Raw genomic sequence first — 26,430 nt, 5'->3', positions numbered from 1 at the left:
GCGTTCTCGGCCCGGATAGACGAGCGTGGCGCGTCGTCCGCAGCGTGACGGTACGTAGCCGTCCTCGCAGCGGCCGGGAGAACCGTTCTCGTCTGCTGTTTGTCCTGCGGAGAGCGAGCGAGACGTCTCGAAAACCGAGCGAAGCGACGCCGGTCCTCAGTCGTCAGAGGAGGCCGCGAAGTCGGCCTCGCCGGCCTCGGCCGCGGGCGTCGCGGCGGCCGGCGGTTCGTTGCGCACGTCGTCGCGTTCGCGGTCGGAGATGACCTCCGCGTAGGCGTCGGGCATCACCATGGTGAAGTTGTCGAGTTCGGCGTCCCAGTCCGCTAGCAGTTCGTTCGCGCGGTCCGAGTCGGTGTAGGCCGCGTGGTTCTCGACGAGGCGAGTGATCATCTGGCGGTCTTTCGCCTCCAGCGTCTCGCGGATGGAGACCATGCCGGTGTTGGCCTGTTCGGCGAAGGACCCATCGGGGTCGTAGACGTAGGCGACGCCGCCGGACATCCCGGCCGCGAAGTTCTTGCCCGTCTCCCCGAGGACGACGATGGCGCCACCGGTCATGTACTCACAGCCGTGGTCGCCGACGCCCTCGACGACGCCCTTGATGCCGGAGTTGCGGACGCCGAAGCGCTCGCCGGCCATGCCGTTGATGTACACCTCGCCCTGGGTCGCGCCGTAGAGGGCGACGTTGCCGATGACGATGTTGTCGCTGGCCTCGTAGGGCGCTGCCTCGGGCGTGTTGACGATGAGTTTCCCGCCGGAGAGGCCCTTGCCGACGTAGTCGTTGGCCGTGCCGGTCAGTTCCATCGTCACGCCCTGTGCGAGGAACGCGCCGAAGGACTGGCCCGCCGTGCCGTCGAAGTCGACCCGGATAGTGTCGTCGGGCAGGCCGTCGCCGCCGTGTGCCCGGCAGATGCGGTTCGACAGCGTCGCACCGACCGCGCGGTTGACGTTGTCGATGCTCGTGTCGATGGCGACCGGTTCGCCGTTCTCGATGGCGGGTTCGGCCGCCTCCAGCAGGTCCCAGTCGAGTTGCTCGTCGACCTCGTGGTCCTGTTCGCGCTGTTTGTACCGGCCGTCGTTGTCGGCCGGTTCGGCGATGACCGAGGAGAGGTCGAGTTTCTTCGCCTTCGGTTGCGTGACGTCGTCGCGCTGGTCGAGGACGCCCGCGCGGCCGATCATCTCGTCGATCGTCTCGAAGCCGAGTTCGGCCATTATCTCGCGCAGTTCCTGGGCGACGAACGTCATGTAGTTGATGACGTGCTGTGGTTCGCCGGGGAACCGGCTCCGCAGGTTCTCGTTCTGCGTGGCGATGCCGACCGGACAGGTGTTCTCGTGACACTGCCGGGCCATCACACAGCCAGAGGTGACCATCGAGGCGGTCCCGAAGGTGTACCCCTCGGCACCCAGCAGGGCGGCGACGGCCACGTCGCGGCCCGTCTTCATGCCGCCGTCGGTGGTGATCTTGATGCGCGAGCGAAGCCCCGTCGCGCGGAGCATCTGGTTGGCCTCGGCGACGCCGAGTTCCCACGGCAGACCCGCGTTCTTGATGGACGTCTTCGGCGACGCCCCGGTACCGCCGTCGTGTCCCGAGATGTGGACCACGTCGGCGTTGGCCTTCGCGACGCCGGCCGCGATGGTGCCGATGCCGTCCTCGGCGACCAGCTTGACGTTGATGTCGGCCTCGGGGTTCGAAGCCTTCAGGTCGTGGATGAGTTGCTTCAGGTCCTCGATGGAGTAGATGTCGTGCAGCGGCGGCGGCGAGATGAGGCCGACGCCCGGCGTCGCGTAGCGGACGTGGGCGATCATCTCGTTGACCTTCTTGCCGGGGAGGTGGCCGCCTTCACCGGGTTTGGAGCCCTGTGCCATCTTGATCTGGAGTTCGTCGGCCGCAGCGAGGTACTCCGAGGTGACGCCGAAGCGACCGGAGGCGACCTGCTTGGTCGTACACTCCTTCTCGGTGTGGAACCGCTCGGGCGGTTCGCCGCCCTCGCCGGTGTTGGCGTTGGCACCCAGACGGTTCATCGCGATGGCGTTGTTCTCGTGCATCTCCGGCGAGAGCGACCCGAGCGACATCGCCGCCGTCTCGAAGCGCGTGACGATGTCCTCGACGGGTTCGACGTCCTCGATGGGGACGGACTCGCGGTCCGAATCGAGTTCGAGGAGGCCCCGGAGCGTCTGGAGCTGCTCGTTCTGGTCGTTGACGAGTTCGGCGAACTCCTTGTAGGTATCGTAGTCGCCCATCCGCACCGCCTGCTGAATCTTGCCGACCGTGTTGGGGTTCCACTGGTGGTGGATGCCGTTCGAACGGAACTCGTACTCGCCCTGCCGGGGCATCTCGGGTTCCTCCTCACTCCAGGCAACCTCGTGACGCTGGAGCAGGTCCTCCTCTATCTCCTCGATGCCGATACCCTCCGTGCGACAGGTGGTCCCCTCGAAGTACTCGGCGATGAAATCGGAGGAGAGGCCGACGGCTTCGAAGATCTGGGCGCCCTGATAGGACTCCACCGTGGAGATACCCATCTTCGCCATCGTCTTCAGCAGACCGTCCTCGACGGCCGTGATGTAGGCGTCGATGGCGTCCGAGAGGTCGGCGCCGTCCGGGCCGGCGACGAGGTCCTCGATGGTCTCGTAGGCGAGGTAGGGGTTGACCGCGCCCGCGCCGTAGCCGATGAGCGTCGCGAAGTGGTGGACGGCGCGCGGGTCGCCCGATTCGAGGACGAGGCCGACGTGGTTGCGCAGGCCGTTGCGGACGAGGTGGTGGTGGATACCACCGACCGCCAGCAGCGACGGAATCGGGACGCGGTCCTCGCCGGCCGCTTTGTCCGAGAGGACGATGATGTCGTGGTCCTCGGCCGCGGCGTCGGCCTCGGCGCGTGCGTCTTCGACGGCCTCGCGGAGGTCCGTGCCCTTCTCGTAGGTGATGTCGACGACCTTCGTCGACATGCCGTTCTCGTCGATGTCCTTGATGGCCTTCGTCTCGGCGTCGGTGAGAATCGGCGAATCGAGGACGAGTTGCCGGGCGTGCGCCTGCGTCTCGTCGAGCAGGTTGCGCTGGAAGCCCAGACGGGACTCGAGCGAGGTGACCAGTTCCTCGCGGATGTAGTCGAGCGGCGGGTTCGTGACCTGTGCGAAGAGCTGTTTGAAGTAGGTAAAGAGCGGGCGGTTGAACTGCGAGAGGACCGACAGCGGCGTGTCGTCGCCCATCGAGCCGACGGGGTCTTTCCCCTTCTCGGCCATCGGTTCGATGAGGTGGTCGACCTCGTCGTAGGTGTAGCCGTACATCGCCTGATGGCTCCGCAAACCGTCGACTTCGTGGCGCGGCGTGTTGTCAGCGCGGTCGGCGACGTCGTCGATGTCGACCTGCTCTTGTGCGACCCACTCGCCGTACTTCTCGTCGGCGATGTCGTCGAAGACTTCCTCGTCGGGGATGACGCGGCCTTCCTCGGGGTCGGCGAGGAAACACTGTCCGGGCTGGAGCCGGCCGCGTTCTTCGATGTCGCTGGCGTCGTGGTCGAGCGCGCCGGCCTCGGAGGACATGACGAGGGTGTTGTCCGAGAGGATGTCGTAGCGACACGGGCGCAGGCCGTTGCGGTCGAGGACCGCACCGATGCGGTCGCCATCCGTCGCCGCGACGAGTGCGGGTCCGTCCCACGGTTCGACGAGGGAGGCGTGGTAGTCATAGAAGTCACGCCGGTCGCCGGAGACGTTGTTCATCTCGCCGCGCCACGCCTCGGGGATGAGCATCCGGAGCGCGTGCGGGAGGTCACGGCCGCCCTGCAAGAGCAGTTCGAGCGCGTTGTCGACGCTCGCGGTGTCGGACTGGTTCGGGTCGTCGATGATTGGTTTGATGGTCTCGACGTCGTCGCCGAAGCGCTCGCTCTGGATGTCCGTCTCGCGAGCGCGCATCCAGTTGATGTTGCCCTGAATCGTGTTGAACTCGCCGTTGTGGATGATGCGGCGGTACGGGTGGGCGAGGTGCCACGCGCCGAGCGTGTTCGTCGAGAAGCGGGCGTGGACCATCGCGAACGTCGACTCGAAGCGCTCATCGGAGAGGTCCGGGTAGTACTCCGGTAGCTGTTCGGCCTTCAGCAGGCCCTTGTAGACGACGACGTCGGTAGCCAGCGAGACGACGTAGAAGCGTTCGTGGCCCGGCGGCTGTTCGGATTCGACGGTGTTCTCCAGCACGCGGCGGGCGACGTAGAGCTGGTTGTCGAGTTCCTCGCCGGTCTTCCCGTCCGTCGAGGTGACGACGAACTGGACGACGGCCGGTTCGGATTCGAGCGCCGTCGCGCCGATGTCACCGTTGTCGGTGGGGACGGTCCGCCACTCGAGGACGTCCAGCCCTGCACCGGCGAGTTCCGTCTCGACGAGGTCTTTCAGACCCCCGGTGGCCTCGTCGTCGTCCTTCGGCAAAAAGAGCGTCCCGACGGCGTACTCGCCCGGTGCAGGCAGGTCCGCGTCCAGTTCCTCGGCGAAGAACTCGTGTGGAATCTGGAGCATGATGCCCGCGCCGTCGCCGGTGTTTTGCTCGGCACCGGTGGTCCCTCGGTGTTCGAGGTTTTCGAGCAAGTCGAGCCCGTCCGATACCGTCCCGTGGTCGCTGCCGCCGTCGAGGTCCATGACGACCCCGACGCCGCAGTTCGACCGTGCGTCTGTCGGGTCCGCGAGCCCGGCCCCGCTCGCAGACTGATCGCTGTCGTGTCGCTCAACCATGTGTGCGCGCATCTATCGGGGACTCCCATAAGAGGATGTTCCTGAAGGTATTAGTGTTCTTTAGCCCCACATTAGGACATATATATTTGTAACGATAGTTGGCGCTGTATTGCGATTGACAAAGACGCCCACCGTCGTCGATTCGGAATCGTCGCCGAAGAGCCGGCAATTATTGCGCCGTCTGCCGGCCGATTAGCTCGGCGCGCGTGCCGGCGTCGGGTCCTCGATACCCGAGAGGTACGCAGTCAAATCCGTCGTCGTCAGCATCCCGACGACGCCTTCGGTGTCGTCGACGACGGGGACGTGGTGGATGCCGTGTTCGATCAGGAGGTCAGCGACGCTCTCGATGGACTCGTTGGCCGTCGTCGTCACCACGTCGGTAGTCATGTAGTCAGCGACAGAGAGCGTTCCCGTCGACTCGTCGGCCGCGGCGATAGCCACGAAGTCCGTCGAGGTGAGGATACCCGCGAGTTGGTCGTCGTCGTCCACGACGACCACGGAACTGATTCCCTCTTCGAGCATCAGTTCGGCAGCCGTCTCGGCGGGCGTCTCGGCAGAGACGGTCGTTACAGGTGAGGACATCAACCGTCCAACAAAGATGTCGTCCATGCCCATGTTTCACACACACGCAGGGATAAGGGTGTTGTTACCGACAGAGTAAGCCGCGTATACAGCGACACCGCCGCATCGGCCCCGATAGTCGTCGCCGAACCTGTTACCTTTCGGGAGAGTCCAGTCGCTGTCTGCCGTTTGTATGACCCGAGTCTGACGCCGATTTATATATGCCCGTGTAACAGTCCTCTGTGGGGGCACGGAGAAAGTCACACGCTCCCTGAGCCCCATCCTTTCCTGAACGGCCGCGTCGATACTACTGCTGGGTCACTTGTCGTACTCGTCCTTGTGCTGTCCCCGGATATTCACAAGTGCGAGGACGGACTCGCTAATCATCGCGAGCACTGCCGGGACGAACACCGCGATCAGTGCGTGGTGGAGTTCGACGCCGGTGATGAGCGAGGGGTTGATAGCCGCCGACTGGTTCGGACTGACGATGGCGACGGCAAACAGGAAGACCCCCGCGTGGAACGTCGATACCGTGAACGCGTATCCGAAACTCTGGACCCGTTTGCGACCGCCCTCTTGGAGGCGTCCGAACGTTGCCAGACTGGCGAACCGAATGACGAGGTTCAACACGACCGCAGTGAGATATATCGAGAGGATGGTTTCGGCGGTGACTTCCACGTCTTGAACGAGGTAGCCGACGGTCACTGCGACCGAGAGAAACAGCGACGCGATGATCGTGTACTTCGTGACGTGCCAGACTTTGATCCAGAAGGACTCCCCGCATTTCTCTATCTGGATGTCCTCGTCCTTCGTAATCCGATAATACACCCTGTGAAACCACCCGCCGGGATCTGCGAGTTCGTGGTACTGCGTACACTTGAAGTAGATGTGATGTGCCCAGCGAATGGCGAGCAGTGAGACGATCGGGAGCAGGAGTAGAAACTCGACGAACTGCCTGTTCATGTCGCCCGTAGCGCTGACCGCGAGACATCCACCATGTTGGCCCCCACCCAGCGAAGTCAGTTGTTGAGGACGTGTTTCTTGTACTCTTCGTCGACCGTCGCCTCGATATTCCCGCCGAGTAACATACTCATCCCACCGAGTCCGCCGACGGCCGGACCGAGAATGATACCGCCCGCACCGCCGAAGTAGGTCAGCACGAAGGCCATCAGCGTCAGGAATCCGCCGATCTGTAGGCCGAGTGCGATTTTCGCAGTGAGGAGATTGTTAGCGACGATAGAGTAGAGCGTCGGAATCAGCGCCATGGGTAGCTGTGTCGAGTGTCGTATCCCTTTGATAAGAAAGTTGTGTAATCGGCACACGCGTTGCCGGAGCGCGCGGCCTCGACCTCCCTGACGGGCACTCTCTCCGCATCCCGAGGGGTCCATCGGAAGACATATCGGCCGGGTTACACCGAGCCATCGGCCGTCGAAGGCCGGACCCGCTCGAAAGACCGTACGGCCAACAGCGCGTTGAGACGTACGCCGTCCGACCGTTTTCGTCGCTGGGTGCCTCGTTGCACTCGCCACCACTCCTCGAAAAACGTCGATGAAAAACGCTGCCCCTCGCTCCGGTCGGGTCAGTACAGACTCAGTAGCTCTTCGCGAAGTACGCCGTCTCCTCGGCGTCCTCACCGCAGATGGCACACTCGTCGTGGACCGGTTCCTCGTCGCGGTCCAGCGGGACCATCACGATTTCGGCGGCGATGGCCTCCTTGATAGGGTCCTCACAGTCCTCGTCACCACACCAGCCACACTTGACGTAGCCGCCGTGCTGGCCGATGGTGCCGAGAATCTTCTCGCGGGACTCGGCCTTACGAATCTCGCCCTCCAGCGTCTCCTCGGCGCTGGCGTACAGTTTGGCGTGGACGGTGTCGAGGTGGTCCGCGACGGTATCGTCGATGTCTTCGCGGTCGACCGTCTCGCTCTCGCCGTCGGGGCGATGGACCAGCGTCGCCTCCTCGTCGTCGACCTCGTGGGGGCCGACTTCGATTCGGAGCGGGACGCCGTTGAGTTCGTGTTCGTTGTACTTGAAGCCGGGATTGCGGTGGTCCCGGTCGTCGAGTTCGACCCGGATGCCCGCCGCCTCCAGTTCGGCGGCGAGGTCCGCGGAGTACTCCAGCACGTCGTCTTTGGTGTCTTCCTGCCAGATTGGGACGACGACGACCTGCGTGGGGGCGAGCGCGGGCGGGAGCACCAGTCCTTGGTCGTCCGAGTGAGTCATGATGAGCGCGCCCATCGCGCGCCACGAGAGGCCCCACGAGGTGGTGTGAGCCACCTTCTCCTCCTCGCTCTCGTCGGCGTAGGTGATGTCGAACGCTTCGGCGAAGGAGGTGCCCAGATAGTGGGAGGTCGCGGCCTGCACGGACTTTCCGTCGGGCATCAGCGCCTCGACAGTCGTCGTGGTGTGGGCGCCGGGGAACTTGTCGTGTTCGGGCTTGCGGCCCTTCAGTGGCGGCATCGCCATGACCTCCTCGTAGAGTCGCTCGTACTGGTCCAGCCGGGTCATCGTCTCGTCCCACGCGCCCTCCTCGTCGGCGTGGGCCGTGTGGCCCTCCTGCCAGAGGAACTCCTTGGTGCGGAAGAACGGCTTGGTCTCGGTGGCCTCCCACCGGACGACCGAACACCACTGGTTCAGGCGCATCGGGAGGTCGCGGTGCGAGCGGGTCCACTGGGCCATGAACGGCGCGATGATGGACTCGCTCGTTGGTCGGACTGCCAGCCGTTCCTCCAGTTCCTCGTGGCCGCCGTGGGTGACCCACGCGACCTCCGGGTCGAACCCTTCGACGACGTCTTTCTCCCGTTCGAGATAGCTCTCGGGGATGAAAAGCGGGAAGTACGCGTTCTGGACGCCGGTGTCTTTGAACCAACCGTCGAGGTGACTCTGGATGCGTTCCCAGACGGCATAGCCACGCGGGCGCGTGACGATGAACCCGCCCATCGGGGCGTAGTCCGCGAGGCCGGCCTTCTGGACGACCTCGGCGTACCACTCGCCGGGTGAATGCTCTTTGCTCTCCGTGATGCCGAGTTCCTGCTCGCCGCTCATTACCGGAATCGTGGCCCACGCCGCTAATAAACTCCCCGAAGGGTCGGGGCGGTGTGTCACTACGCGCCGAGGGTCGTCAGCGACGCCACCGAGTCGGCGACTCGCCGCCCCATGTCCGTTCCGGCGAACGTCGGGACGGGCGTCGTCCGGAGCGCGTAGAACTCGCCGTCCTCGCCGCGGGTGAAGTCCACGCCGACGGCCCGCGCGCCGAACCGCTCCAGTAGCTCACGGACGCGCGTGGCCAGCATCACGTCGACGTCGGTCTGTGACACCGGTTCGCCCGTACCCGAAAGCGAGGTCCGTATCGCCAGTGCGCGGACGTGCGTCTCCCGTCCGTCGTCGACGGCGTAGTAGCGGTGGTCGACCGGTTCGGTCCGGACCGACTCGACGTAGAACGACGGCCGCTGTCTCCCCGTTGGCCGACGGCGCCACGCGAACGGACTGGCCGCCTCGAACCCCGTTTTCGGGCCGTCAAAGTGGACGTCGGGGACGCGACACCCGATCGCGTCCAGCGCGTCGAGTGCAACGACGCGGGAGGCGAAAGCCGTCGTCGAGAGGAACCCGTTCCACGTCGGGACGTCTCGCTGGTCCGCATAGCGGAGGGCCCCGAACGACTCCGGGTGTAGCACGCCGTTAACGAGGGCTTCGAGGCCGTCGACATCGGCCCGGCAGATCGGGTCGGTCGGCCGGAGGAACTCGATGTCGAACCCCCGCGCGGCCAGTCGTTCGGCGACCGGCCAGAAGGTTGGGTGGTCCGGTTCACACACGAACCCGATACTGACCATACCGTCGACTCTCGCGGACGGCGTAAAAAAGTCAGCCAGAACCGAGGGAGTCAGGTGGCTTCGCCGTCTAGAGGCCACCATGAACTGGCCGGGTCATCTGGGGTTCCATCTGGGCGACGTCCACGTCGGCTTCGGCGCCGTCCTCCTCGTCTCCGGCGTCGCGACGGCGACCCTCTGTGCCCTCGGACTGGCCGCCTACCGTCGGCGCGGGTCGCGGGCGTACCTGCTCGTCGCGCTTGCCCTCAGCGCGCTCGTCGCTCGGCCCCTACTGGCCGGATTATCCATGGTCGGCGTCGTCAGCCCCGACAGCCACCACACGCTCGAACACGCCGCCGACGCACTCCTCGTCGCGCTGGTCTTAGGTGCCGTCTATTATTCCAGACGGATCGAGAAACGACTGGATAACGAGGGATATGAGTAACGAGACGCGGCGGCTGATTCGGGACCGCATCGACCGCGACCCGGGCATCCACTTCCGGGCACTGACCAGAGCGCTGGACCTCGCGACGGGGCAGGTCCAGTACCATCTGCGGCGACTCGACGACGTCACCGCCGAGACGGTCAACGGCCGGACGCACTACTATCCGCCGGAGTACGACGGCTGGGAGCGACGAGTCATCGCCCTGCTCCGCCGCGAGACGGCCCGGGACGTCGTCACGACACTGTTCGAGACGGACGGCGCCCGGCCCGACGCCGTCGCCGACCGCCTCGGCATCGCCCGGAGTACGCTCGAACACCACCTCGACGGTCTGGTCGAACACGACGTCGTCGAGAAGCGCCGCGAGGCCGGCCGCGTCACCCTCGAACTCGTCGACCCTGCGGAGACGGCCAGATTGGTCCGGGAACTGGACCCGAGTCTCCCGGCGCGGCTCACCGACCGGTTCGAGCGGTTGGTCGACAATCTGCTCGAAAGTCCGGAGTGAAGCAGACGGAAGCGGGCCTTCGACGGGTTCGAGCCCGCGAGACGTCGCGTTCGGCTGGTGTACCAGAATCCAGTAATGGGTCGCCACCCTAGGCCGGAGCAATGACAGACCGCGGTATCTCACGACGCGAGTTCGCGAAGAGCGCCGTCGCCATCGGTGGGACGGCCGCGCTCGCCGCCTGTCTCGACCGTGGCACGCCCGACGTACCCGAGGGGACCGACGACATCGCCAGTCTGCCGGCCCGCCAGCACGCGTGGAACGACGCGCTGGCGACCGACGACGCCGGCAACCCGCGGATGGCGCGCCACCACGTCCTCCTGTTGCTCGACTACGAGCGTGACGGGAGGCCGACCGACGGCGACCGGAGGCAGGTGGAAGACGCGCTGTCGACGCTGGAGCAGGCCTACGAGTGGAGCAACGACGGCCTCCTGTTCACGCTCGGCTACGGCCCGACCTACTTCGACCGGTTCGAGGCGAACCCGGCGGGCGTAGACGTACCGGAGCCGAAAGCACTGGCCCCCTTCGAGGACCCCGAACCCGACACGCCCGACGCGCTCCTCCATCTCGCCAGCGACCACGAGAGCGTGGTGCTGGCCGCAGAAGAGGCGCTGAAGGGGACCCGAAAGACGGTCAACGACCACGAGATGTCGACGACGTTCGAGGGCGTGTTGTCCGTGGCCGACCGCCGGACCGGGTTCGTCGGGACCGGCCTGCCCGCCGAGAAGCAGGACGTCGACGGCATCCCCGACTCCGAACCCGTCCCCGAGGAGGCCCCGCTGTTCATGGGGTTCAAGTCCGGGTTCAAGGGGAATCAGGCCACCGAGGACCGCGTGACCGTCGACGCCGGCCCCTTCGCCGGCGGCGCGACCCAGCATCTCTCGTTCATCCGCCTGCACCTCCAGCAGTGGTACGAACAGGACTCCCGCGAGCAACGGGTCTCGAAGATGTTCTGTCCCGCCCACGCGGACGAGGGGAAAGTAGAGGGCGTCGGCGAGAACCTCGGCACCGACAGCGCCATCGAGGAGTGTCCCGAGGACGCCGTCGAGAGCGGCCGCCGAGAGGGCGTCGTCGGCCACTCACAGAAGCTCTCGCGCGCTCGCGAGGACGACAGCCCCACCATCCTCCGCCGGGACTTCGACTCGACGGACGGCGGCGAGGCGGGCCTGCACTTCCTCTCGCTCCAGCAGTCCATCGAGGACTTCGTGGCGACCAGAGAGGCGATGAACGGCACCGACGTGGCCGAGAACTCCGCGGTCGGGCAGCGTACCAACAACGGCATCCTCCAGTACATGACCGTCGAGCGCAGGGGGAACTACCTCCTGCCGCCGCGGAATCTCCGGGCGCTCCCCCCGGCCGACCCTGCCTGATTCGCCCACCGTACCAGAATCGTCTTTGAAAGCAGGCGGCTACCCGACTGTATGAACCGACGACGGTTTCTCGCCAGCACCGGTCTCGCCGGTGCGTCGCTCGTCGCTGGCTGTGGGTCCTTCCAGAGCCAGTCGACACGCTCGCCGCCACTCGTGGAGAATCGCCCCGACGCCACCTACCGCCCGACCCACGTCGAAGGGATGGGGATGGCCGGGATGGCACAAGCGGGCGACTACATGGTCGGCCTCGGCTACTCGTTTCCCCACCGCTTCTGGACCGTCACGGGCACCGACACCGAACGCGTCGACATCCGCGACGCCGACAGCATCCACCTGATGGCGACGGTGTGGGACCCGGAGACGGAGATGGTCCTGCCCATCTCGGCCGGCGTCGCTATCACCATCGAACGGGACGGCGAGACGGTCGACGAGAAATCGCCGTGGCCGATGATCTCCCAGAGTATGGGCTTTCACTACGGCGACAACTACGAACTCGACGGCGACGGTCTCTACACCGTCCGCGTCCGGGTCAACGCCGTCTCGGACCGCCGTCTGGGCGCCTTCGCCGGGCGGTTCGACGACGCCGCCGAGACGAGCGTCGAGTTCGACTTCGCACAGTCGGCGCTCGACGAACTCTCCTACGAGGCGTTCTCGGAGACACAGGGCGAACGCGGTGCCGTCGACCTGATGGAGATGTCGATGCGTCCCGTCTCCCAGACGCCGGTCGCGGACGAACTGCCCGGGACGCTACTCGGGACGAAGAAGGGCAGCGACGGGGTGTACGCCGCGACGTGGCTCTCCGAGGCCGACTTCCTCGCCGACGGCGAGTCGTATCTGGCCGTCTCTGTCCGCACGCCGTACAACCGCGTTCCCCTGCCGATGATGTCCCTCGATGGAACCGTCGAGACGGGCGGCGAGACGGTGTTCGACGACGCGCTTGGCGCGGCGCTCCACCCCGACCTCGGCTACCACTACGGCGCCGTCGTCGAGACGGCCGAGTCGGACCCCTCGGTCGGCGTCGACGTCGTCGCCCCCTCGCAGACCTCCCGTCACGAGGGGTACGAGACGGCCTTCCTAGCGACGCCGTCCTTCTCGTTCTAAGCCGAACGGACTCTCGTCCGCCTGCCACGGCCACCCCGGCAATCGCGTCTGGACGCCCGCGGCCAGCGCCGCGTCGAGGTCGTCCGCCCCAGCGGCGTCGCCCGCGGCCCCGTGGGTCCGCACGTCGGCGACGTGGAACGTGGCCTCCGCGAGCAATCGGAGCGGCTGGTCGCCCGCGAGCATCCCCGCGAGTTCGCGCCCGAGCAGTTCGTCGACGACGAACCCCGGGTAGTCGCCCTCGACGTCGAGGTCCCGGAGCAGACGGACGAGCGCCGCGACGTTGACCGCCCGGTCGCCGTCGGCGAACACCGCCTCGACGGCCTCGCGGTACGCTCGCTCGTCGATGGCGTCGACGTCGACGCCGAACAGGTCCCCGAGGTGGTCCCGGGTGTCGTTGACCAGCGGCACGACCACGTCGGCCCGTTCGAGGGTCCACTCGTACTCCTCGGCGACGACGGCAGGTGTGACGTGCATGAGGGTATCCTCGCGGCCCGACGCCTTCGGTGTGGCGGCGCGGACGACTCGGGCCGGTCCAGTGCCGAGGCCAGCGCGTATCGGGAACACGAGACTTATTCCGTGGGCGTTCGTCGCTCCGCCGACGATGGTCCCTCCAACACGCCGCCGCGTCCTCCACGGAGCCGCAGGCCTCGCGAGTGCGCTCGCAGGGTGCGGTGGGTTGCTCGACGGTACCGGCGAATCGAGTCGAACGTCGCCGACCGCCACCGCCGGCGAAAGCGACTTCGCCGGGTCCGAGTCCGACCCCGAGAACCTCGCCATCCGGGCCGACACCGACCGGCCGCCAGTCTGGCTCGCAGACCCCGACCAGGCGGACGGCGGGCGACCCACCGAGTCGGAACACTCGTACCTCCGGACGAACGCCCTCGTCGACAGCCGCGAACGCGCCGACCGCGTCGCCGTCGCCGACGTCCCCGGTGCGGACCGCGTCGGGGCGTTCCTCGACGCCACCGCGTTCGACAGCGAGACGGTGTACGTCGAGACGCATCAGGTCGGCGAGTGCTTCCGCCTCGAACTCTGCAGTGTCTCGTGGCGGCCGGACGAGGTCCAGACAGACTACGCGCGCGTCACCCGTCCCTACGACGAAGCCTGCCGGGCCGACCGGAAGGTGTTCGCGGTTCGACTCGTCAGGATTCCGGCCGCCCTCGACGCGGATTCGGTGAACGGATTCGGCTCCTCGATCGGGTCCGGAAGCTGTGACCGCGGCCCGATGGCCGACTCGGAGATGGCTGCCGCGAGTAGCGACGACGCAACGGCGACTGAACCCTCCGAGCAGTCGACGGAGACGACGGAGGGGTCACAGTGACGGACCCGGCTGCGGGGCAGACCCGACGGGGGTTCCTCGCCGTCGTCGGCGCGAGCGCACTCGCCGGCTGTGGTGCCGTCGAACGCTTCGCCGACGGCGACGAGCCGACCATTCGGAGTCACGAGCTACCGGACGTCGACACCGGCGACGACGAGCGCCCGCACCACCTGCTGTTTCCGGCCGTCCCGGTCCCTATCGAGGACGCGTATCTCGGGGCCGGACGCGACCGGACCACGGAACTCCTGTCCGGCCTGCCGACGCCGCTGGGCCCCGACGAGATACCCAACGGGCACATCCGCGAACACGTACTCGACGCAGCCGACCACGCGACCGAGGACATCGACGACGCCCGGCGGGCCGAGACGGGGCTGATGGCGTTGCGGGCGATCCGTGAGAGTCGACAGAACGCCCGCTACGCGGCGGAAGGCTGGCGGTTCGTGAGCGAGGGGCGGCGGGCCGCTCCCCTGCGCGAGGAGTACCGGAACGCGGTCGCCGAGGCGCGGTCGTTCGACTCCGAGTACACCTACCTCGGCGACGACCCGGTGCGTGCAGCGCTCGTCCACGCCCGCATCGAGACGGCGCTCCGACGCGCGACCGACGACGAGGGACCCTCGGTCAACCACGACGGATCGGCGCTACTGACCGTCGCGGAGTGGGGCGAGGCCGCCGAGTCCGCCCACGTGTACCTCGACGACGCCCGCCACCTCGACGCGCAGTTCCGGGCCTCGCTCCCGGCCGATGCGGGCACGGTCGAAGCACGGCTACGCGGCGCGGCCGAGGCGCTGTTGGCCGACCTCCGCTCCCGGGCTGTCCCACCGGAACCGACCAGCGGGGACTGGGAGGCCCCCGAGCGTGTACGGTGGGAGGTCAGAGACGAGGCCGTCGACGGGACCACTCGGGTTTCGGAGGCCGCCGGACCAGCGAGCGCGCTGCTGGACGCGACCGGCCGCCTCGCCGGGTTCGGCGCGCTGGAGCGGGTCCGACAGCGAATCGAGGAGGGCGAACAGTTCCGCGTCGAGAGCGCCGCCGACGTTCGTCGGTTCAGGCAGACCGCCGTCGACGCACTGCAGAGCACGCTCGGGACGGGGCCGACACCGGGGCTGGTCCGGACCGTGCTCACGAACGCCGCCGACCGGGTCTGGAGCGCCGACTGGGAACTGAGTCGCGCCCAAGGGGACGTCCGCCCCGCGCAACTGGCCGACCCAGTCTCGGAGTACGTCGTCGCGACCGCACTGGCACGGGCAGCACCGGATGCGGCCGAACGGACCGTCGACGCCCTCGAATCAGCCTGACCACACAGACAGCGTCGGCCTCCGACCGCTCCGGAGTGCGAAGTCTTTAATAATTCGAGCGGGGTACTGACGTGTACAATCGGTTTTCCGGGCAGTTCTCCGCCTGGAGGTCGTTCACCGAACAACGGACAACTGTATGACCGTACCAGACACTCGGTCCAGACCGACCCGCGACGGAGTACACGCCACCAGCAGGCCGCCCGCCCGTTCTACACTATGAGCACGGTAGACAAGCAACTCGAAGACGTACGCGCAACGATCGACGAAGAGGTTCCGAACCACATCTCCATCTCCGACGTCACCTACGAGGGACCGGAACTGGTCATCTACACGCGTGACCCAAAGGAGTTCGCCGCCGACGGTGACCTCGTCCGCCGACTGGCGTCGAAGCTCCGCAAGCGCATCACCGTCCGACCCGATCCGGACGTGCTGACGCGACCGGAGACCGCAGAGGAGCGGATTCGTGAGATCATCCCCGAGGACGCCGGCGTCAGCGGCCTCCAGTTCCTCGCCGACACCGGGGAAGTCCTCATCGAGGCCGAGAAACCGGGCCGGGTCATCGGCCGGCGCGGCGAGACGCTGCGGGAGATAACCAAGGCGGTCGGCTGGACGCCGGACGTGGTTCGCACGCCACCCATCGAGTCGCCCACCGTCTCGAACGTCAGGGACTTCCTCACGCAGGAACGCGACGACCGGCGGGACATCCTCGAACGCGTCGGCCGCCAGATTCACCGCGACCCCATGTCCAGCGAGGAGTGGGTCCGCGTCACGACCCTCGGCGGATGCCGGGAGGTCGGCCGTGCGGCGTACATCATCTCGACGGCCGACACGCGCATTCTCGTCGACTGCGGTGACAAACCCGGCGAGCGAACCGAACAGCCGTATCTCGACGTTCCCGAAGCCATCGGATCCGGTGCGTCCTCGCTGGACGCCGTGGTCCTCACTCACGCCCACCTCGACCACGCGGCGCTGGTTCCCCTCCTGTTCGAACACGGCTACGACGGCCCAATCTACTGTACGGAACCCACGCGGGACCTGCTCGGCCTGATGACGCTCGACTACATCGGCCGCGCCGACGCCGCCGGCCGCAAGCGCCCCTACGAGACCGAGATGGTCCGCGAGGCGGTCAAACACTGCATCCCGCTCGAGTACGGCGACGTCACCGACATCGCGCCGGACGTGAAACTCACGCTCCACAACGCCGGCCACGTACTCGGTAGCTCTGTGGTCCACTTCCACATCGGCGACGGCCTCTACAACGTCGCGTTCTCCGGGGACATCCACTACGACAACACCCGCCTGTTCGACGGCGCCGTAAACGAGTTCCCCCGCGTCGAGACGCTCGTCCTCGAATCGACCTACGGCGGCCGCAACGACTACCAGACCGACCAGGACGACTCCGAGCGAAAGCTCAAGCGACTCGTCTCAGAGGCCGCCGACCGCGAGGGGACCGTGTTCGTCCCCGTCCACGCCGTCGGCCGCGCACAGGAACTGATGGTCGTCTTAGAAGAGGCGATGCGCGAGGGCGACGTCCCCGAGATGCCCGTCTACCTCGACGGGATGATCTGGGAGGCCACGGCGGTCCACACGACCTACCCCGACTACCTCCGCGACGACGTCAAAGACCGCATCCACGACGCCGACCGCAACCCCTTCCTCGCCGACGAGTTCACGCCCGTCGAGGACGGCGACGACCGCGCGGCCATCGCCGAACGCGAGGAGGCCAGCGTCGTCCTCGCGCCGCCGAGCATGCTCACCGACGGCCCCGCCCGGACGTGGCTCGGACACCTCGCACCCGACCCGGACTCGACGCTCGCTTTCGTCGACTATCAGGCCAAGGGGACGCTGGGCAAGCGCATCCAGCGGGGTGCCGACGAGGTACGCATCGACGGCGACAGTCTATCGGTAGAGATGCGCGTCGAGACGATAGACGGGTTCTCCGGCCACGCCGACCGGCAGGGCCTAGAGAACTTCGTGAAGACGATGCATCCCCGCCCGGAGAAGGTGCTCTGTGTCGACGGCGACGAGTCCGCCACGCAGGACCTCTCCTCGGGGCTGTACCACGACTACAACGTCCGTACCTTCACCCCGGAGAACTTAGAGACGTTCCGGTTCGTCTAGGGAACCCACTTTTTACAGTCGTTCGAGAGTGTGACGCTCTGACGGTGAAACCGCTCGCCGACGGCGAGCGGTATGCTCCCCACACCACGCTCGTCACTGCCTGCCCTCCCCCGTTCGCCAGCGACGGAGCGCTGGCGAGGCCATCGCCGACCGGTCCCACTGACCGCACCCGCCACCGCACGTAACGCTTTTTCCGGCGGCGCGCACTCTCACTGTCGTGAACAGCCGGAACGGTGGCACTGGGGTCTCGCTCGACGCTCGGTCGCTCCTCGCGTTCGGAACGCTGGTCGCGCTGGTCGCTACCGCTGGGAGTCTCTATCTCTCGTTGGGGCTCGGGCTGACGCCGTGTCGGCTCTGCTGGTACCAGCGCATCCTCATGTACCCGCAGGTGGTCGTCCTCGGCGTCGCCGCCGTCGAGCGGCGTCCCGCGGTCGCACGGACGGCCCTGCCGCTCGTCGGTCTCGGCGGCGGCCTCGCGGCCTATCACTCGTGGTTGCAGGTGACCCAGACCACCTGTGGCATCGGCGCGATAAGTTGCGCACAGATTCAGTACCGCGTCCTCGGGCTGACGATTCCGAACCTCTCCCTGCTCGCGTTCCTCATCGTGGGTATCGCCGTCGCGGTGGCGTGGCGACGCGGGTGACCCGCTCGGGTTGCCGGGCGCCCCAGCGTTTTTATCGTCGGCCCCGTTGGAGCGGCTATGGAGTACACCAGACTCGGTTCGACAGGCACGACGGTCTCACAGCTCTGTTTCGGGACGTGGCGCTTCGGTCGCGAGACCGGTGGCGTCGTCGAGACAGACCGCGAGGAGGCTCACGAACTGCTCGATGCGGCGTGGGATCGGGGCATCAACTTCATCGACACCGCGAACGTCTACGGGAATCCCAACGGAACCAGCGAGGAGTTCATCGGCGACTGGCTAGCGGACTACGACCGCGAGGACGTCGTGCTGGCCTCGAAGGTGTACTTTCCCTTCGACGGTCGGGGTGAACCCGGCCCGAACGACTCCGGCCTCGGCCGCAAGCACATCCGCGCCCAGATAGAGGGGACCCTCGACCGGCTCGATACGGACTATCTGGACCTCTACTACATCCACCGCTGGGACGAGGACAGCGACATCGAGGAGACGCTACGGACGCTGAACGACCTCGTCCGCGAGGGCAAGGTCCACTACCTCGGCGCGTCGACGATGGCCGCGTGGCAACTGACGAAGGCCCTCTGGAAGTCAGACGTGGCGGGCCTCGAACGGTTCGAGGTGACCCAACCGCTGTTCCACGCGGGCTACCGCGACGACGTGAAAGACTACCTCGACGTCTGTGCGGATCAGGACATGGCCGTGTGTCCGTACTCCCCGCTCGCGGGCGGGTTCCTCACCGGGAAGTACGAGCGCACCGACGACGACGACCCGACGGCCTTCGAGGGACCGGAGGGCGCCCGTGGCTCGCTCGACGACCGGTTCGACGACTACTACCTCTCGGAACGCGGCTGGCACGTCTTGGACGAGATTCGTGCCGTCGCCGACGAACTCGACGCGACGCCGGCACAGGTGGCGCTCCGCTGGAACATCGAACAGCCAGACTTCACCTGCGTCCCCATCGTCGGCGCCCGCACCGTCGACCAATTAGACGAGAACGTCGGCGCGACGGACATCTCGCTGTCGGACGAGCAGTTCAACCGCATCGTCGACGCCCGCTACGCCGAGAGCGGCGAGCGGTGGGGTCACCGGGCCGAGTAGGTCGGCGACCACCGAGGAGTTCCCAGCCCATTCTTTTTCGTGTTGGGCGATAGATAGCCGAGGATGGCAACCGTCGCAGAGTTCACGATGCCGCCGGAGACGTTCCTGCTGGGAGCGGTCTTCGAGTCGTACCCGGACGCCGTCGTCGAGATAGAGCGCGTCGTCCCGACTGGATCGACCGTGATGCCGTACGTCTGGATAGCGGGCGTCGACGGCGAGACGGTTCGTGCGTTCCTCTCGACCGTCGAGGAGTTCGAGACAGTTACGCTGGTCGACAGCGTCTGCGGACGGTCGCTCCTCCGATGTACGTGCGTGGGGACCCACGAGGGACTCCTGGGAGCAATCGTCGACAGCGACGTGACGATGCTGTCGGTGGTCGGCACCGAATCGGGGTGGCGCGTCGACGTGCGTGGCGACGAACAGCGCGCGATTACGGCGTTCGACCGGGCCTGTCGAGACGCCGGTATCGTCCCGACGCTGTCGGAGTTGACCGACGCGAGGTCGGCGGCCATCGAGGGGGCCCCCGAACTGACCGACAGACAGCGCGAGGCGCTGACGCTCGCCCACGAACGCGGGTACTTCAGCGAACCCCGGACCACCACGCTAGAGGAGATGGCGACCGAACTCGGCATCTCTCGACAGGCGCTGTCGAACCGGCTCCGCCGAGGCTACCGGACGCTCGTCGAATCGCACGTCCTCGAGACGTGACTCGCCACGGGCGGTATCAAGAGATTACATAGTCAACCCGCTCTGCTTTACTGCTGTCGGGACTGTTTCGACTCGATGACCGACCGGACGCCATCGACTGTCCGCGGGCAGTCGGGGTACGACGCCGTCGCAGACGGCACGGCGTGTGACTTCACGGACGTATCGACCCACACACAGACACACGAGACCCGTGCGGAGTTCGACGCGACCACGGACCTCGCGAGCCTCGCGGTCCCCGAACTCGTGGGCCGCATCGAGGGAACAGACCCCTGTTCGTTGCCGTCGCTGTACGAGAGCGTCAACCCCGAGGCGCTGGACGAGTTGTTCGCCGACGACCGGGGAGCGAACTGCAACCTCTCGGTGACCTTCGACTACGTCGGGTACAGCGTGACGGTTCGCGACGGCGCGGTGTCCGTGTCACCGGCCGAGTAGTCCGTTACTCCGGCGCTTCGGCGGGGTCTACCACGTCTCCCGTCGCCGGATAGACGCCGACCTGCGCACACTGGTCCGCGAGCGGACAGGCTTCCGGGTCGTCCAGACACGCCGGCTTGCGTGCCGTGCAGTACTCCCGGCCGAACTGTATCATCGCCGTGTGACCGAAGCCGCACTTCTCTGGGGGGACGTCGCGTTCGATGTACTCCCGGACCGTCTCGTGGTCGGCGTCGGCGGGTGCCAGTCCCATCCGCCGGGCGATGCGGTGGACGTGCGTGTCGACGGGGAAGACGCCGCCGCGCCCGCCCGCGAACAGGAGGACGCAGTCGGCCGTCTTCGGCCCGACGCCGTTCATCTCCAGCAGGCGGTCCCGAACCTCGTCCGGGTCCGCCTCGCGGACGAACTCGTCGAAGTCGTCGGCGCCGCCGTACGCCTCGCAGACCAACTGGGCGATGGCGATTATCCGTTCGGATTTCTGGTTGTACAGGCCCGCCGACGAGATGGTCTCGGCCAGCGTCTGCTGGTCGGCCTCGGCGAGCGTCGCCGCGAGGTCACCGTCGTCCGCTCGCGGGTCGGTCCCCTCCCCGGCCGGACTGTCGGAGGCGCTTCGCGCCTCGCTCCCCCCATATCGCTCCATCAACGAGTCGTGTGCGGGTTGGCTGGCCTTGTCCGACGTGTTCTGGCTGAGAATCGTGCGCACCAGACACTCGAAGGCCGGCCGGCCGCCGTAGGTCTTCGTCCAGTACATCTCGCCGAGGCGGTCGACGACGGCTTCGGCCCGCGTCGCTGCCGTCGACGGGTCGAACGTGGCCGCCCGACCGCCGCCCGACTCGCCCCCGCTGATGTTCTCCTCCGGTTCCGGGTCTGCCATGTCTGTCCGGTGGGTCCCGAGCGGCAAAACCCCTTCACCAAACACGGTCGGTGTGTGGATCGATGGTGCGCGAAAACGCAGTCAGACCGGGTCGACGGTCAGCGTCAGCGTCAGGGCCGCGCCGTCGGCGAGCGCCGCGACTACGTCACGGTCGACGTCGCCGGCGGCCGCGTCGGCGCCGACCATCACGGTCCGGTCGTCGACGTAGTCGCTCGTCCGCAGGACGTGGCTCCGGTCGCTCTCGAAGGTGAGGTCGGGGTGGCCCGACCCCTCGACGGTGGCCGTGTGGCCGTCGACCTCGATGGTCGCGGTGATGGTCGCGTCGGCGTCCCGACACGCCTCGACGAACGCGTCGTCGAAGTCAGCCGGGACGGTGTCGGCCTCGATTCCGAGGATGCAGTCGCCCGCTGGCGTGAGGAAATCGTCGCTCGTGACCTCCAGCGTACTCGCGTGCTCACCGCTGACGTGTTCGTGGCCGTGTGCGGTGACGACGGCTTCGAGTGGCATACGCCGCCGTAGCCGACGGGCGTATTTCAACGGGACGACTCGGACCGGGCGACGGTGACCGTCACCGCGCCACAGGCACACTCGTATGCCTCGCGGCGACCCCACGCCGTCTCGAACACCAGCGCCGGCTCCCCCAGCGGTCGGTCGCAGTCACTGGCGTCACACGTCGGGGCCGTGCCATCGCGCAGGTCGTGAATCATACCCTATCGGAGCGGCCGAAGCCACCTTAATCCGATCCGTCCCCGGAGTGAAAGTGAAAGTAATAGCCGGCGTCGGGGTGGGCCGACGGCCCGTCAGACGGGCGTCAGCAACCAGCGCCGCCACCGAGGGGATAAAGGATATGCCCCCAGCGGACGGGTCACAAGGTATGTCGCTGGAGTGGCGCGGCGCGGCGGTAGCGCCGGACGACGAGATGCCGACGCCGGAGACTTGGGACCCGGTGAGCGTGCCGGGCCGGCCGACGGCGTTCGCCGGAGCAGACGCCGTGGCCTACGAGACGACGTTCTCGGACCCGCGGAACGAGGACGAAGCTCACGCGGTGCTGGTCCTCCGGGGGACGTACGCACAGACCCGCGTCTGGTGTAACGACGAACAGGTCGCGACACACGACGCGTACTTCACACCGCTTCGGGTCCGACTGCCCGACGCCGAGGAGTACCGGGTCGTCGTCGAGTGCCGGGTCCCCGAGGACCGTTTCGGTGGCCTCCACGCCACCGAGGCCCTCCCGGACGAGCGGTGTGTCCCTGGCATCTGGTGGGGTGCACGGCTCGAGACCTACCCTGACCCGTACGTGAGCGCCGTACGGGCGCGACCGCGGCTGACCGACGAGGGGGCGGCCGTCGACGTGACGGCCGACGTCGTGGCGAACGAGGCCATCGACGACCGCATCACGTTCTCGATTCGCCCGGAGGGGAACGTCCGCGGCGGCGGGATGATGGACCGCTCGCGGGTCGCAACCGGGTCGGGCCACACGACGGTCCAACACACCATCGACGTGCGCGACCCGTCGCTGTGGTGGCCACACGACCGGGGCGACCAGCCGCGCTACGTCGTCCGGGCGAAACTCGACGACGCCGCGAACGAGATCACGACGGGGCTGCGGACGGTCAGCTACGACGACGAGGAACTCCGGGTGAACGGGGAGCGCGTCCCCGCGCGTGGCGTGACGCTGTTGGACCCGACGCCGGAGGACGTGGCCCGGGCCGCAGACGCGAACGCGAACCTCGTTCGGGTGCGGGCACAGGCGACCCCGCCCGCCGTCGCCGAGGCCTGTGACGAACACGGCCTCCTCCTCTGGCAGGACCTCCCACTGACAGGCCCCGGCGGGTTCGACGTGGACCGCGGGAAGTCGTTGGCCCGCGAGCTAGAACGGGAGTACGGACATCATCCGAGCCTCACAGCTCTCGGCGTCCACGACGACCCCGTCAGCCCCTATGCCGACGGCCTCGGGTCCGGGTTCCTCGACCGCCTGCGCTTTCGCTTTCGGGCGTGGCGGGCCGACTACGACGCTGGCCCGGCCGACACCGTCGCCGACGTCGTCGACGCGGTCCCGGCGTTCCCCGTGATCGGCCCGCCCGGTATCGACCCCGATGCCGTCACGCTGTACCCCGGCTGGCAGTACGGCACCGTCAGTGACCTCTCGTGGCTCTGTGACCACTACGGCGTCGGCGACGTCGTCGGTGGCTTCGGTGCGGGGTCGCTGGGTACCGACGACCCGGCGGACGAGACGGGGTTCGACCGCGCGACCCACGACGCTCGCGTCGACGGCGGCGTCACCGACTCACAGACCTATCAGGCACGCGTCGTCCAGACAGTGACCGAACACCTCCGCCGACAGGCCAGCGAGGTGGCGATTCTCGATAGCCTCCGAGACGTCGGGGACGCCGGGATGGGCGTGCTCGAAGAGGACGGCACGGCGAAACCCGCGTACGCCGTCCTCACCGACGGGTACGAACCGACGCAGGTCGTCCTCTCGGAACCGACGCCGGGCGAGAGCGACGTCGTCGTCTGCCACGACCGGCCCGACACGGCGACGGTGACCGTCGAGTGGGACCACAACGGCGACCGAGAGCAGGAAGAGCACACCGTCGGTCCGTTCGGCCGCGTCACCGTCGGGTCGCTGACGCTCGCCGCGGGCGACGAACTGACGCTCGCCGTCGCCGTCGGCGACGGTGTGGTGACGAACGAGTACGAGATAGGCGGCAGTATATAACCTATTTCGAAACCGTGTGAATGCTTCACTCCTCCGTATTCGGGTGTGTGAGGCGTCGCCACGGTATCGTATGCACCGGAATATTTAAACAATATCCCCCGGTACTAGCAGACACCAGAACGCTCACGCGTTCAGGCAGTATCGCGTCGCGCCCAACATGAGAGGGAACCCTTGTTATTGGTGCCAGCCCCTCAATAGCGGAGCGCCTGTCTGTGCGAGAGCGGTGATGGCATAGAGGTTTCAACAATGGCAGACTCGATAGACGAATCAAAGAACGTTACAGTAACAGAAGAGGATCTCGAAAACAAATCGAAGGGCGAGCTCATCAAACTCGCCGGCCAGCTCCGTGACCGACGGAACGAGCTGAACCAGATGGCCTCCGAGCGGGCCTCTGACCGCGACGACCTGAACGCGAAGACGCGCGAGAAGGTCGACGAGGCCCAGGAACACCGCGAGAAGCGCGACGAGCTCAACGAGCAGGTCCAAGAGCACAAGGACAAGCGCAACGAGCTCAACGCCGAGGCCAACGAGCTGTTCGACAAGGTCGACAACGTCAAGAACGACCTCGAACTCGACGAGGGCAAGTCCGTCGACGAACTCAAAGACGAGATCGAAGACCTCGAGTTCAAACAGCAGACCGAGGTCCTCTCCTCGGAAGACGAGAAAGAGCTCATCGAGAAGATCGAGGACAAGCGCGAGAAGCTCCAGAGCAAGAAGGAGAAGCTCGACCAGAGCGGTGACCTCGAGGGGCTGAAAGAGGAGGCCGAAGAGGTCCGGTCAGAAGCCTCGAAGCACCACCAGAAGGTGACGGAACTCGCCGACGAGGCCCAGAAACATCACAACCAGATGATCGAGGCCTACCGCGAGGCCGACGAGATCCGTGACGAGGCCGACGAGAAGCACGAGGAGTTCGTCGAGGCGCAGGAAGCCGCCGACCAGCACCACGAGGACTTCGTCCGCGTCCAGAAGCGCCTGCGCGAACTGGACAAGAAAGAGGAGAAACAGGAACGGTCCCAGCGCGAGGAGAAGCAGGAGGCCGCTCGCGAAGAGGCCGAGGAGATCTACCAGAAGTTCAAGGAAGGCGAGACCCTCGACACCGAGGACCTGATGAAGCTGCAGAAGGCCGGCAAGCTCTAGACGGTTCGGTATTTTCTCTCTGTTCTCCAGTACTGTAGATGCATCACTGGCTCTCGGCACTGTTGCAGTCGCCCGGCCCGCTCGCACTCCTTCCGACGGCAGTCGGTGGCGTCGTCTTCGGCCTCGCGCTCGCGGCACCGCCGGGGCCGATGAACGCCGTCATCGCCGAGGAGAGCGCGCTGCGTGGCTGGCGGGCCGGACTGCTGGCAGGACTCGGTGCGATGACCGCCGACGCCTGCTTTTTCGTCCTCTCGCTGGTCGGTGCCGCGGCCGTGGTGACCGAGACGCCGGGCCTCCGGGACGCGATGGTCGCCGCCGGTGGGCTCCTCATGCTGTGGTTCGCCTACGGGGCCGTACAGGACGCGAACGCGCTCTCGTCGGTGGAGACCGAGGCGAGCGACGCCGGGGAGAGTCGTGGCTTCCGGAAGGCGCTGGTGCTGGCGCTCACGAACCCGTATCAGGTCGTCTTCTGGCTCACCGTCGGCGTCGGCCTCCTCCAACCCGGGACGCTCGACGTCCTGTCGTATCTCCCCGCTATCGGGGCCGATGCGACGGGGCTACTCGTCGTCCAGACCGGACATCCGGTGTTGCTTGCGGGACTGTTTGGCGGTATCGTCCTCTGGATAACGGGGTTCCCGGCGGCAATCGTCGCCGCCCGCAAGCGCGTCGAACGGCTGGCACCGGTGGTCGCGTGGGTCAGCGCCGCGATTCTCGCGGGGTCTGGCCTCCTCTTTCTCGCACAGGTGGCGGAGCCGGTGCTCAGTCGACTCCAGTCGTCCCTCGTCGACGTGGGCGGGGCGCTCCTGTAGCGCTACGAGTCGCCCATCCCGGTCGCGACGTCGTCGAGTCGATCCTCGGTATCCATCTCGGCGACTTCCGCCTCCAGCCACTCCTGGAACCAGCGCGTGCGCTTGAGTCGCTGGTGGACGATGGACTCCGCCGTGTCGCTCTCGACGCGTTCCTTGGCGTCTTCGCCGCGTTCGATGACGCGGTCGACCATCTCGGCGGCGTCCATGTGGGTCCGAGACTCGTAGCCCATCCGCAGGAGCATGAGTGCCGTCCCGTTGGCACCGATTTTGTCGAGGATGTCCGCCTCGATGAGACACCGGGTCTCGAGCGAGAGGTTCGAGAGGTCACCCTGATAGGAGTGGTCCTCGACGGCGCGACACACCTGTTCGACGAACGACTCGGGGTAGTCACCGTGCGCGGTGAGGTACTCGCGCGCGATGCGGGCACCGGCCTCAGCGTGGACGTCCTGTTCGGCTTCCAGTTTCGCGATGTCGTGAAAGAGGGCCGCCACACGAGTCACATCGACGTTCGCGCCCTCTTTCCGGGCGATATCCGTCGCGATGTCGACCACGTTGAGGATGTGATTGAAGCGGTACTCCGCGGAGTGCCACGGGTACCACCGCATCCGGCCACCTTCGTCCTCGTTCTCGACGCTGGCGGCGAGGTAATCGTGGACGAACTCCTGCATCGCTTCGAACTCCTCGTCCGAGACTGGTGACTCCCTAATCTCGACGCCCACACCACCACCTCCGGCGACAGGTTCCGATATTCATCTTACAGACAAGAAGGTACGTTCGACTCTTTAGCGTTACG

The 26,430-nt window shown here is 66.7% G+C and carries 25 protein-coding genes; 14 read left to right on the top strand and 11 right to left on the bottom strand.

Going from position 1 to position 26,430, the window contains the following annotated elements; all coding sequences use genetic code 11:
• Positions 1-156: 156 nt before the first annotated feature.
• The 6 genes from gltB to IEY28_RS01070 all read right to left on the bottom strand — a co-directional run bounded on the left by gltB (position 157) and on the right by IEY28_RS01070 (position 9,101).
• Positions 157-4,710, bottom strand: a complete 4,554-nt coding sequence (gene gltB / locus IEY28_RS01095) for a glutamate synthase large subunit (RefSeq protein ID WP_188993750.1) — start codon at positions 4,708-4,710, stop codon at positions 157-159.
• A 192-nt stretch (positions 4,711-4,902) separates the two neighbouring features.
• On the bottom strand, positions 4,903-5,319 hold the full coding sequence (locus IEY28_RS01090; RefSeq protein WP_188993749.1) for a CBS domain-containing protein: 417 nt from the start codon (positions 5,317-5,319) through the stop codon (positions 4,903-4,905).
• A 270-nt stretch (positions 5,320-5,589) separates the two neighbouring features.
• Complete coding sequence (locus IEY28_RS01085) at positions 5,590-6,234, bottom strand: hypothetical protein (RefSeq protein WP_188993748.1); 645 nt, start codon at positions 6,232-6,234, stop codon at positions 5,590-5,592.
• Between the two features lie 56 nt (positions 6,235-6,290).
• The gene (locus IEY28_RS01080) at positions 6,291-6,536 is read right to left on the bottom strand and encodes a hypothetical protein (protein WP_188993747.1); all 246 of its coding nucleotides are present in this window, start codon (positions 6,534-6,536) and stop codon (positions 6,291-6,293) included.
• A gap of 325 nt (positions 6,537-6,861) precedes the next feature.
• Positions 6,862-8,316 (bottom strand): proline--tRNA ligase, encoded by a 1,455-nt coding sequence (gene proS, locus IEY28_RS01075; protein WP_188993746.1) that lies wholly within the window; start codon positions 8,314-8,316, stop codon positions 6,862-6,864.
• A gap of 59 nt (positions 8,317-8,375) precedes the next feature.
• A complete protein-coding gene (locus IEY28_RS01070; RefSeq protein WP_188993745.1) occupies positions 8,376-9,101 on the bottom strand; it encodes a hypothetical protein in 726 nt (241 codons plus the stop codon).
• A 79-nt stretch (positions 9,102-9,180) separates the two neighbouring features.
• Between IEY28_RS01070 and IEY28_RS01065 the strand changes: the two genes are divergently transcribed.
• The 4 genes from IEY28_RS01065 to IEY28_RS01050 all read left to right on the top strand — a co-directional run bounded on the left by IEY28_RS01065 (position 9,181) and on the right by IEY28_RS01050 (position 12,492).
• The gene (locus IEY28_RS01065; RefSeq protein ID WP_188993744.1) at positions 9,181-9,522 is read left to right on the top strand and encodes a DUF7471 family protein; all 342 of its coding nucleotides are present in this window, start codon (positions 9,181-9,183) and stop codon (positions 9,520-9,522) included.
• Entirely contained in the window at positions 9,515-10,024 is a 510-nt protein-coding gene (locus tag IEY28_RS01060; protein WP_188993742.1) for a winged helix-turn-helix transcriptional regulator, read from the top strand. The genes IEY28_RS01065 and IEY28_RS01060 overlap by 8 nt, the downstream gene beginning before the upstream one ends.
• 101 nt (positions 10,025-10,125) lie before the next feature.
• Positions 10,126-11,391 carry a DUF7405 family protein gene (locus IEY28_RS01055; protein WP_188993740.1) on the top strand — a complete coding sequence of 422 codons (1,266 nt, stop codon included), beginning with the start codon at positions 10,126-10,128 and terminating at the stop codon, positions 11,389-11,391.
• Between the two features lie 51 nt (positions 11,392-11,442).
• A complete protein-coding gene (locus IEY28_RS01050; RefSeq protein ID WP_188993738.1) occupies positions 11,443-12,492 on the top strand; it encodes an iron transporter in 1,050 nt (349 codons plus the stop codon).
• Here the strand turns inward: IEY28_RS01050 and IEY28_RS01045 are convergent.
• A complete protein-coding gene (locus IEY28_RS01045) occupies positions 12,466-12,966 on the bottom strand; it encodes a DUF7984 family protein (protein WP_188993735.1) in 501 nt (166 codons plus the stop codon). The genes IEY28_RS01050 and IEY28_RS01045 overlap by 27 nt on opposite strands.
• Positions 12,967-13,093: 127 nt before the next feature.
• Between IEY28_RS01045 and IEY28_RS01040 the strand changes: the two genes are divergently transcribed.
• The 7 genes from IEY28_RS01040 (at position 13,094) to IEY28_RS01010 (ending at position 20,101) form a co-directional block, all read left to right on the top strand.
• Positions 13,094-13,813: a hypothetical protein gene (locus IEY28_RS01040; RefSeq protein ID WP_188993733.1), complete on the top strand. Its 720-nt coding sequence runs from the start codon at positions 13,094-13,096 to the stop codon at positions 13,811-13,813.
• On the top strand, positions 13,810-15,105 hold the full coding sequence (locus IEY28_RS01035; protein WP_188993731.1) for a hypothetical protein: 1,296 nt from the start codon (positions 13,810-13,812) through the stop codon (positions 15,103-15,105). Before IEY28_RS01040 ends, IEY28_RS01035 begins: the two co-directional genes overlap by 4 nt.
• A 216-nt stretch (positions 15,106-15,321) precedes the next feature.
• Entirely contained in the window at positions 15,322-17,226 is a 1,905-nt protein-coding gene (locus tag IEY28_RS01030) for a beta-CASP ribonuclease aCPSF1 (protein WP_188993729.1), read from the top strand.
• 217 nt (positions 17,227-17,443) lie between these two features.
• The gene (locus tag IEY28_RS01025; RefSeq protein ID WP_188993726.1) at positions 17,444-17,869 is read left to right on the top strand and encodes a disulfide bond formation protein B; all 426 of its coding nucleotides are present in this window, start codon (positions 17,444-17,446) and stop codon (positions 17,867-17,869) included.
• Positions 17,870-17,926: 57 nt separating this feature from the next.
• Positions 17,927-18,961: an aldo/keto reductase gene (locus IEY28_RS01020; protein ID WP_188993724.1), complete on the top strand. Its 1,035-nt coding sequence runs from the start codon at positions 17,927-17,929 to the stop codon at positions 18,959-18,961.
• Between the two features lie 63 nt (positions 18,962-19,024).
• Positions 19,025-19,669, top strand: a complete 645-nt coding sequence (locus IEY28_RS01015; RefSeq protein WP_188993722.1) for a helix-turn-helix domain-containing protein — start codon at positions 19,025-19,027, stop codon at positions 19,667-19,669.
• 75 nt (positions 19,670-19,744) lie between these two features.
• Positions 19,745-20,101, top strand: coding sequence for a HalOD1 output domain-containing protein (locus IEY28_RS01010; RefSeq protein ID WP_188993720.1), 357 nt, complete (start codon positions 19,745-19,747; stop codon positions 20,099-20,101).
• A gap of 4 nt (positions 20,102-20,105) precedes the next feature.
• Here the strand turns inward: IEY28_RS01010 and IEY28_RS01005 are convergent, their stop codons facing one another.
• The 3 genes from IEY28_RS01005 to IEY28_RS00995 form a co-directional block, all read right to left on the bottom strand.
• On the bottom strand, positions 20,106-20,972 hold the full coding sequence (locus IEY28_RS01005; RefSeq protein WP_188993718.1) for an endonuclease III domain-containing protein: 867 nt from the start codon (positions 20,970-20,972) through the stop codon (positions 20,106-20,108).
• An 81-nt stretch (positions 20,973-21,053) separates the two neighbouring features.
• Complete coding sequence (locus IEY28_RS01000; protein ID WP_188993716.1) at positions 21,054-21,479, bottom strand: DUF371 domain-containing protein; 426 nt, start codon at positions 21,477-21,479, stop codon at positions 21,054-21,056.
• A 26-nt stretch (positions 21,480-21,505) separates the two neighbouring features.
• Complete coding sequence (locus IEY28_RS00995; RefSeq protein ID WP_166968701.1) at positions 21,506-21,679, bottom strand: hypothetical protein; 174 nt, start codon at positions 21,677-21,679, stop codon at positions 21,506-21,508.
• A 167-nt stretch (positions 21,680-21,846) separates the two neighbouring features.
• Here IEY28_RS00995 and IEY28_RS00990 point away from each other — a divergent pair, with 167 nt between their 5' ends.
• The 3 genes from IEY28_RS00990 to IEY28_RS00980 all read left to right on the top strand — a co-directional run bounded on the left by IEY28_RS00990 (position 21,847) and on the right by IEY28_RS00980 (position 25,637).
• Complete coding sequence (locus IEY28_RS00990) at positions 21,847-23,691, top strand: glycoside hydrolase family 2 protein (protein ID WP_188993713.1); 1,845 nt, start codon at positions 21,847-21,849, stop codon at positions 23,689-23,691.
• 246 nt (positions 23,692-23,937) lie between these two features.
• Entirely contained in the window at positions 23,938-24,828 is an 891-nt protein-coding gene (locus IEY28_RS00985; RefSeq protein WP_188993711.1) for a coiled-coil protein, read from the top strand.
• A 38-nt stretch (positions 24,829-24,866) separates the two neighbouring features.
• Positions 24,867-25,637, top strand: coding sequence for a LysE family translocator (locus IEY28_RS00980; protein WP_188993709.1), 771 nt, complete (start codon positions 24,867-24,869; stop codon positions 25,635-25,637).
• A 2-nt stretch (positions 25,638-25,639) separates the two neighbouring features.
• Here the strand turns inward: IEY28_RS00980 and IEY28_RS00975 are convergent, their stop codons facing one another.
• A complete protein-coding gene (locus IEY28_RS00975) occupies positions 25,640-26,356 on the bottom strand; it encodes an HD domain-containing protein (protein ID WP_188993707.1) in 717 nt (238 codons plus the stop codon).
• Positions 26,357-26,430 lie beyond the last annotated feature (74 nt).

It is taken from the genome of Haloarcula pellucida, from assembly GCF_014647235.1.
Taxonomy (GTDB): domain Archaea; phylum Halobacteriota; class Halobacteria; order Halobacteriales; family Haloarculaceae; genus Haloarcula; species Haloarcula pellucida.
The sequence above is the reverse complement of the archived record's forward strand: the minus strand, read 5'-3'. Positions and strand labels throughout refer to the sequence as shown.

Bases quoted from the DNA above. Each gene is read 5' to 3' on its own strand.
- gltB (WP_188993750.1), bottom strand. From the start codon at position 4,710: ATGGTTGAGCGACACGACAGCGATCAGTCTGCGAGCGGGGCCGGGCTC.
- IEY28_RS01090 (WP_188993749.1), bottom strand. From the start codon at position 5,319: ATGGACGACATCTTTGTTGGACGGTTGATGTCCTCACCTGTAACGACC.
- IEY28_RS01085 (WP_188993748.1), bottom strand. From the start codon at position 6,234: ATGAACAGGCAGTTCGTCGAGTTTCTACTCCTGCTCCCGATCGTCTCA.
- IEY28_RS01080 (WP_188993747.1), bottom strand. From the start codon at position 6,536: ATGGCGCTGATTCCGACGCTCTACTCTATCGTCGCTAACAATCTCCTC.
- proS (WP_188993746.1), bottom strand. From the start codon at position 8,316: ATGAGCGGCGAGCAGGAACTCGGCATCACGGAGAGCAAAGAGCATTCA.
- IEY28_RS01070 (WP_188993745.1), bottom strand. From the start codon at position 9,101: ATGGTCAGTATCGGGTTCGTGTGTGAACCGGACCACCCAACCTTCTGG.
- IEY28_RS01065 (WP_188993744.1), top strand. From the start codon at position 9,181: ATGAACTGGCCGGGTCATCTGGGGTTCCATCTGGGCGACGTCCACGTC.
- IEY28_RS01060 (WP_188993742.1), top strand. From the start codon at position 9,515: ATGAGTAACGAGACGCGGCGGCTGATTCGGGACCGCATCGACCGCGAC.
- IEY28_RS01055 (WP_188993740.1), top strand. From the start codon at position 10,126: ATGACAGACCGCGGTATCTCACGACGCGAGTTCGCGAAGAGCGCCGTC.
- IEY28_RS01050 (WP_188993738.1), top strand. From the start codon at position 11,443: ATGAACCGACGACGGTTTCTCGCCAGCACCGGTCTCGCCGGTGCGTCG.
- IEY28_RS01045 (WP_188993735.1), bottom strand. From the start codon at position 12,966: ATGCACGTCACACCTGCCGTCGTCGCCGAGGAGTACGAGTGGACCCTC.
- IEY28_RS01040 (WP_188993733.1), top strand. From the start codon at position 13,094: ATGGTCCCTCCAACACGCCGCCGCGTCCTCCACGGAGCCGCAGGCCTC.
- IEY28_RS01030 (WP_188993729.1), top strand. From the start codon at position 15,322: ATGAGCACGGTAGACAAGCAACTCGAAGACGTACGCGCAACGATCGAC.
- IEY28_RS01020 (WP_188993724.1), top strand. From the start codon at position 17,927: ATGGAGTACACCAGACTCGGTTCGACAGGCACGACGGTCTCACAGCTC.
- IEY28_RS01015 (WP_188993722.1), top strand. From the start codon at position 19,025: ATGGCAACCGTCGCAGAGTTCACGATGCCGCCGGAGACGTTCCTGCTG.
- IEY28_RS01010 (WP_188993720.1), top strand. From the start codon at position 19,745: ATGACCGACCGGACGCCATCGACTGTCCGCGGGCAGTCGGGGTACGAC.
- IEY28_RS01005 (WP_188993718.1), bottom strand. From the start codon at position 20,972: ATGGCAGACCCGGAACCGGAGGAGAACATCAGCGGGGGCGAGTCGGGC.
- IEY28_RS01000 (WP_188993716.1), bottom strand. From the start codon at position 21,479: ATGCCACTCGAAGCCGTCGTCACCGCACACGGCCACGAACACGTCAGC.
- IEY28_RS00995 (WP_166968701.1), bottom strand. From the start codon at position 21,679: ATGATTCACGACCTGCGCGATGGCACGGCCCCGACGTGTGACGCCAGT.
- IEY28_RS00990 (WP_188993713.1), top strand. From the start codon at position 21,847: ATGTCGCTGGAGTGGCGCGGCGCGGCGGTAGCGCCGGACGACGAGATG.
- IEY28_RS00985 (WP_188993711.1), top strand. From the start codon at position 23,938: ATGGCAGACTCGATAGACGAATCAAAGAACGTTACAGTAACAGAAGAG.
- IEY28_RS00980 (WP_188993709.1), top strand. From the start codon at position 24,867: ATGCATCACTGGCTCTCGGCACTGTTGCAGTCGCCCGGCCCGCTCGCA.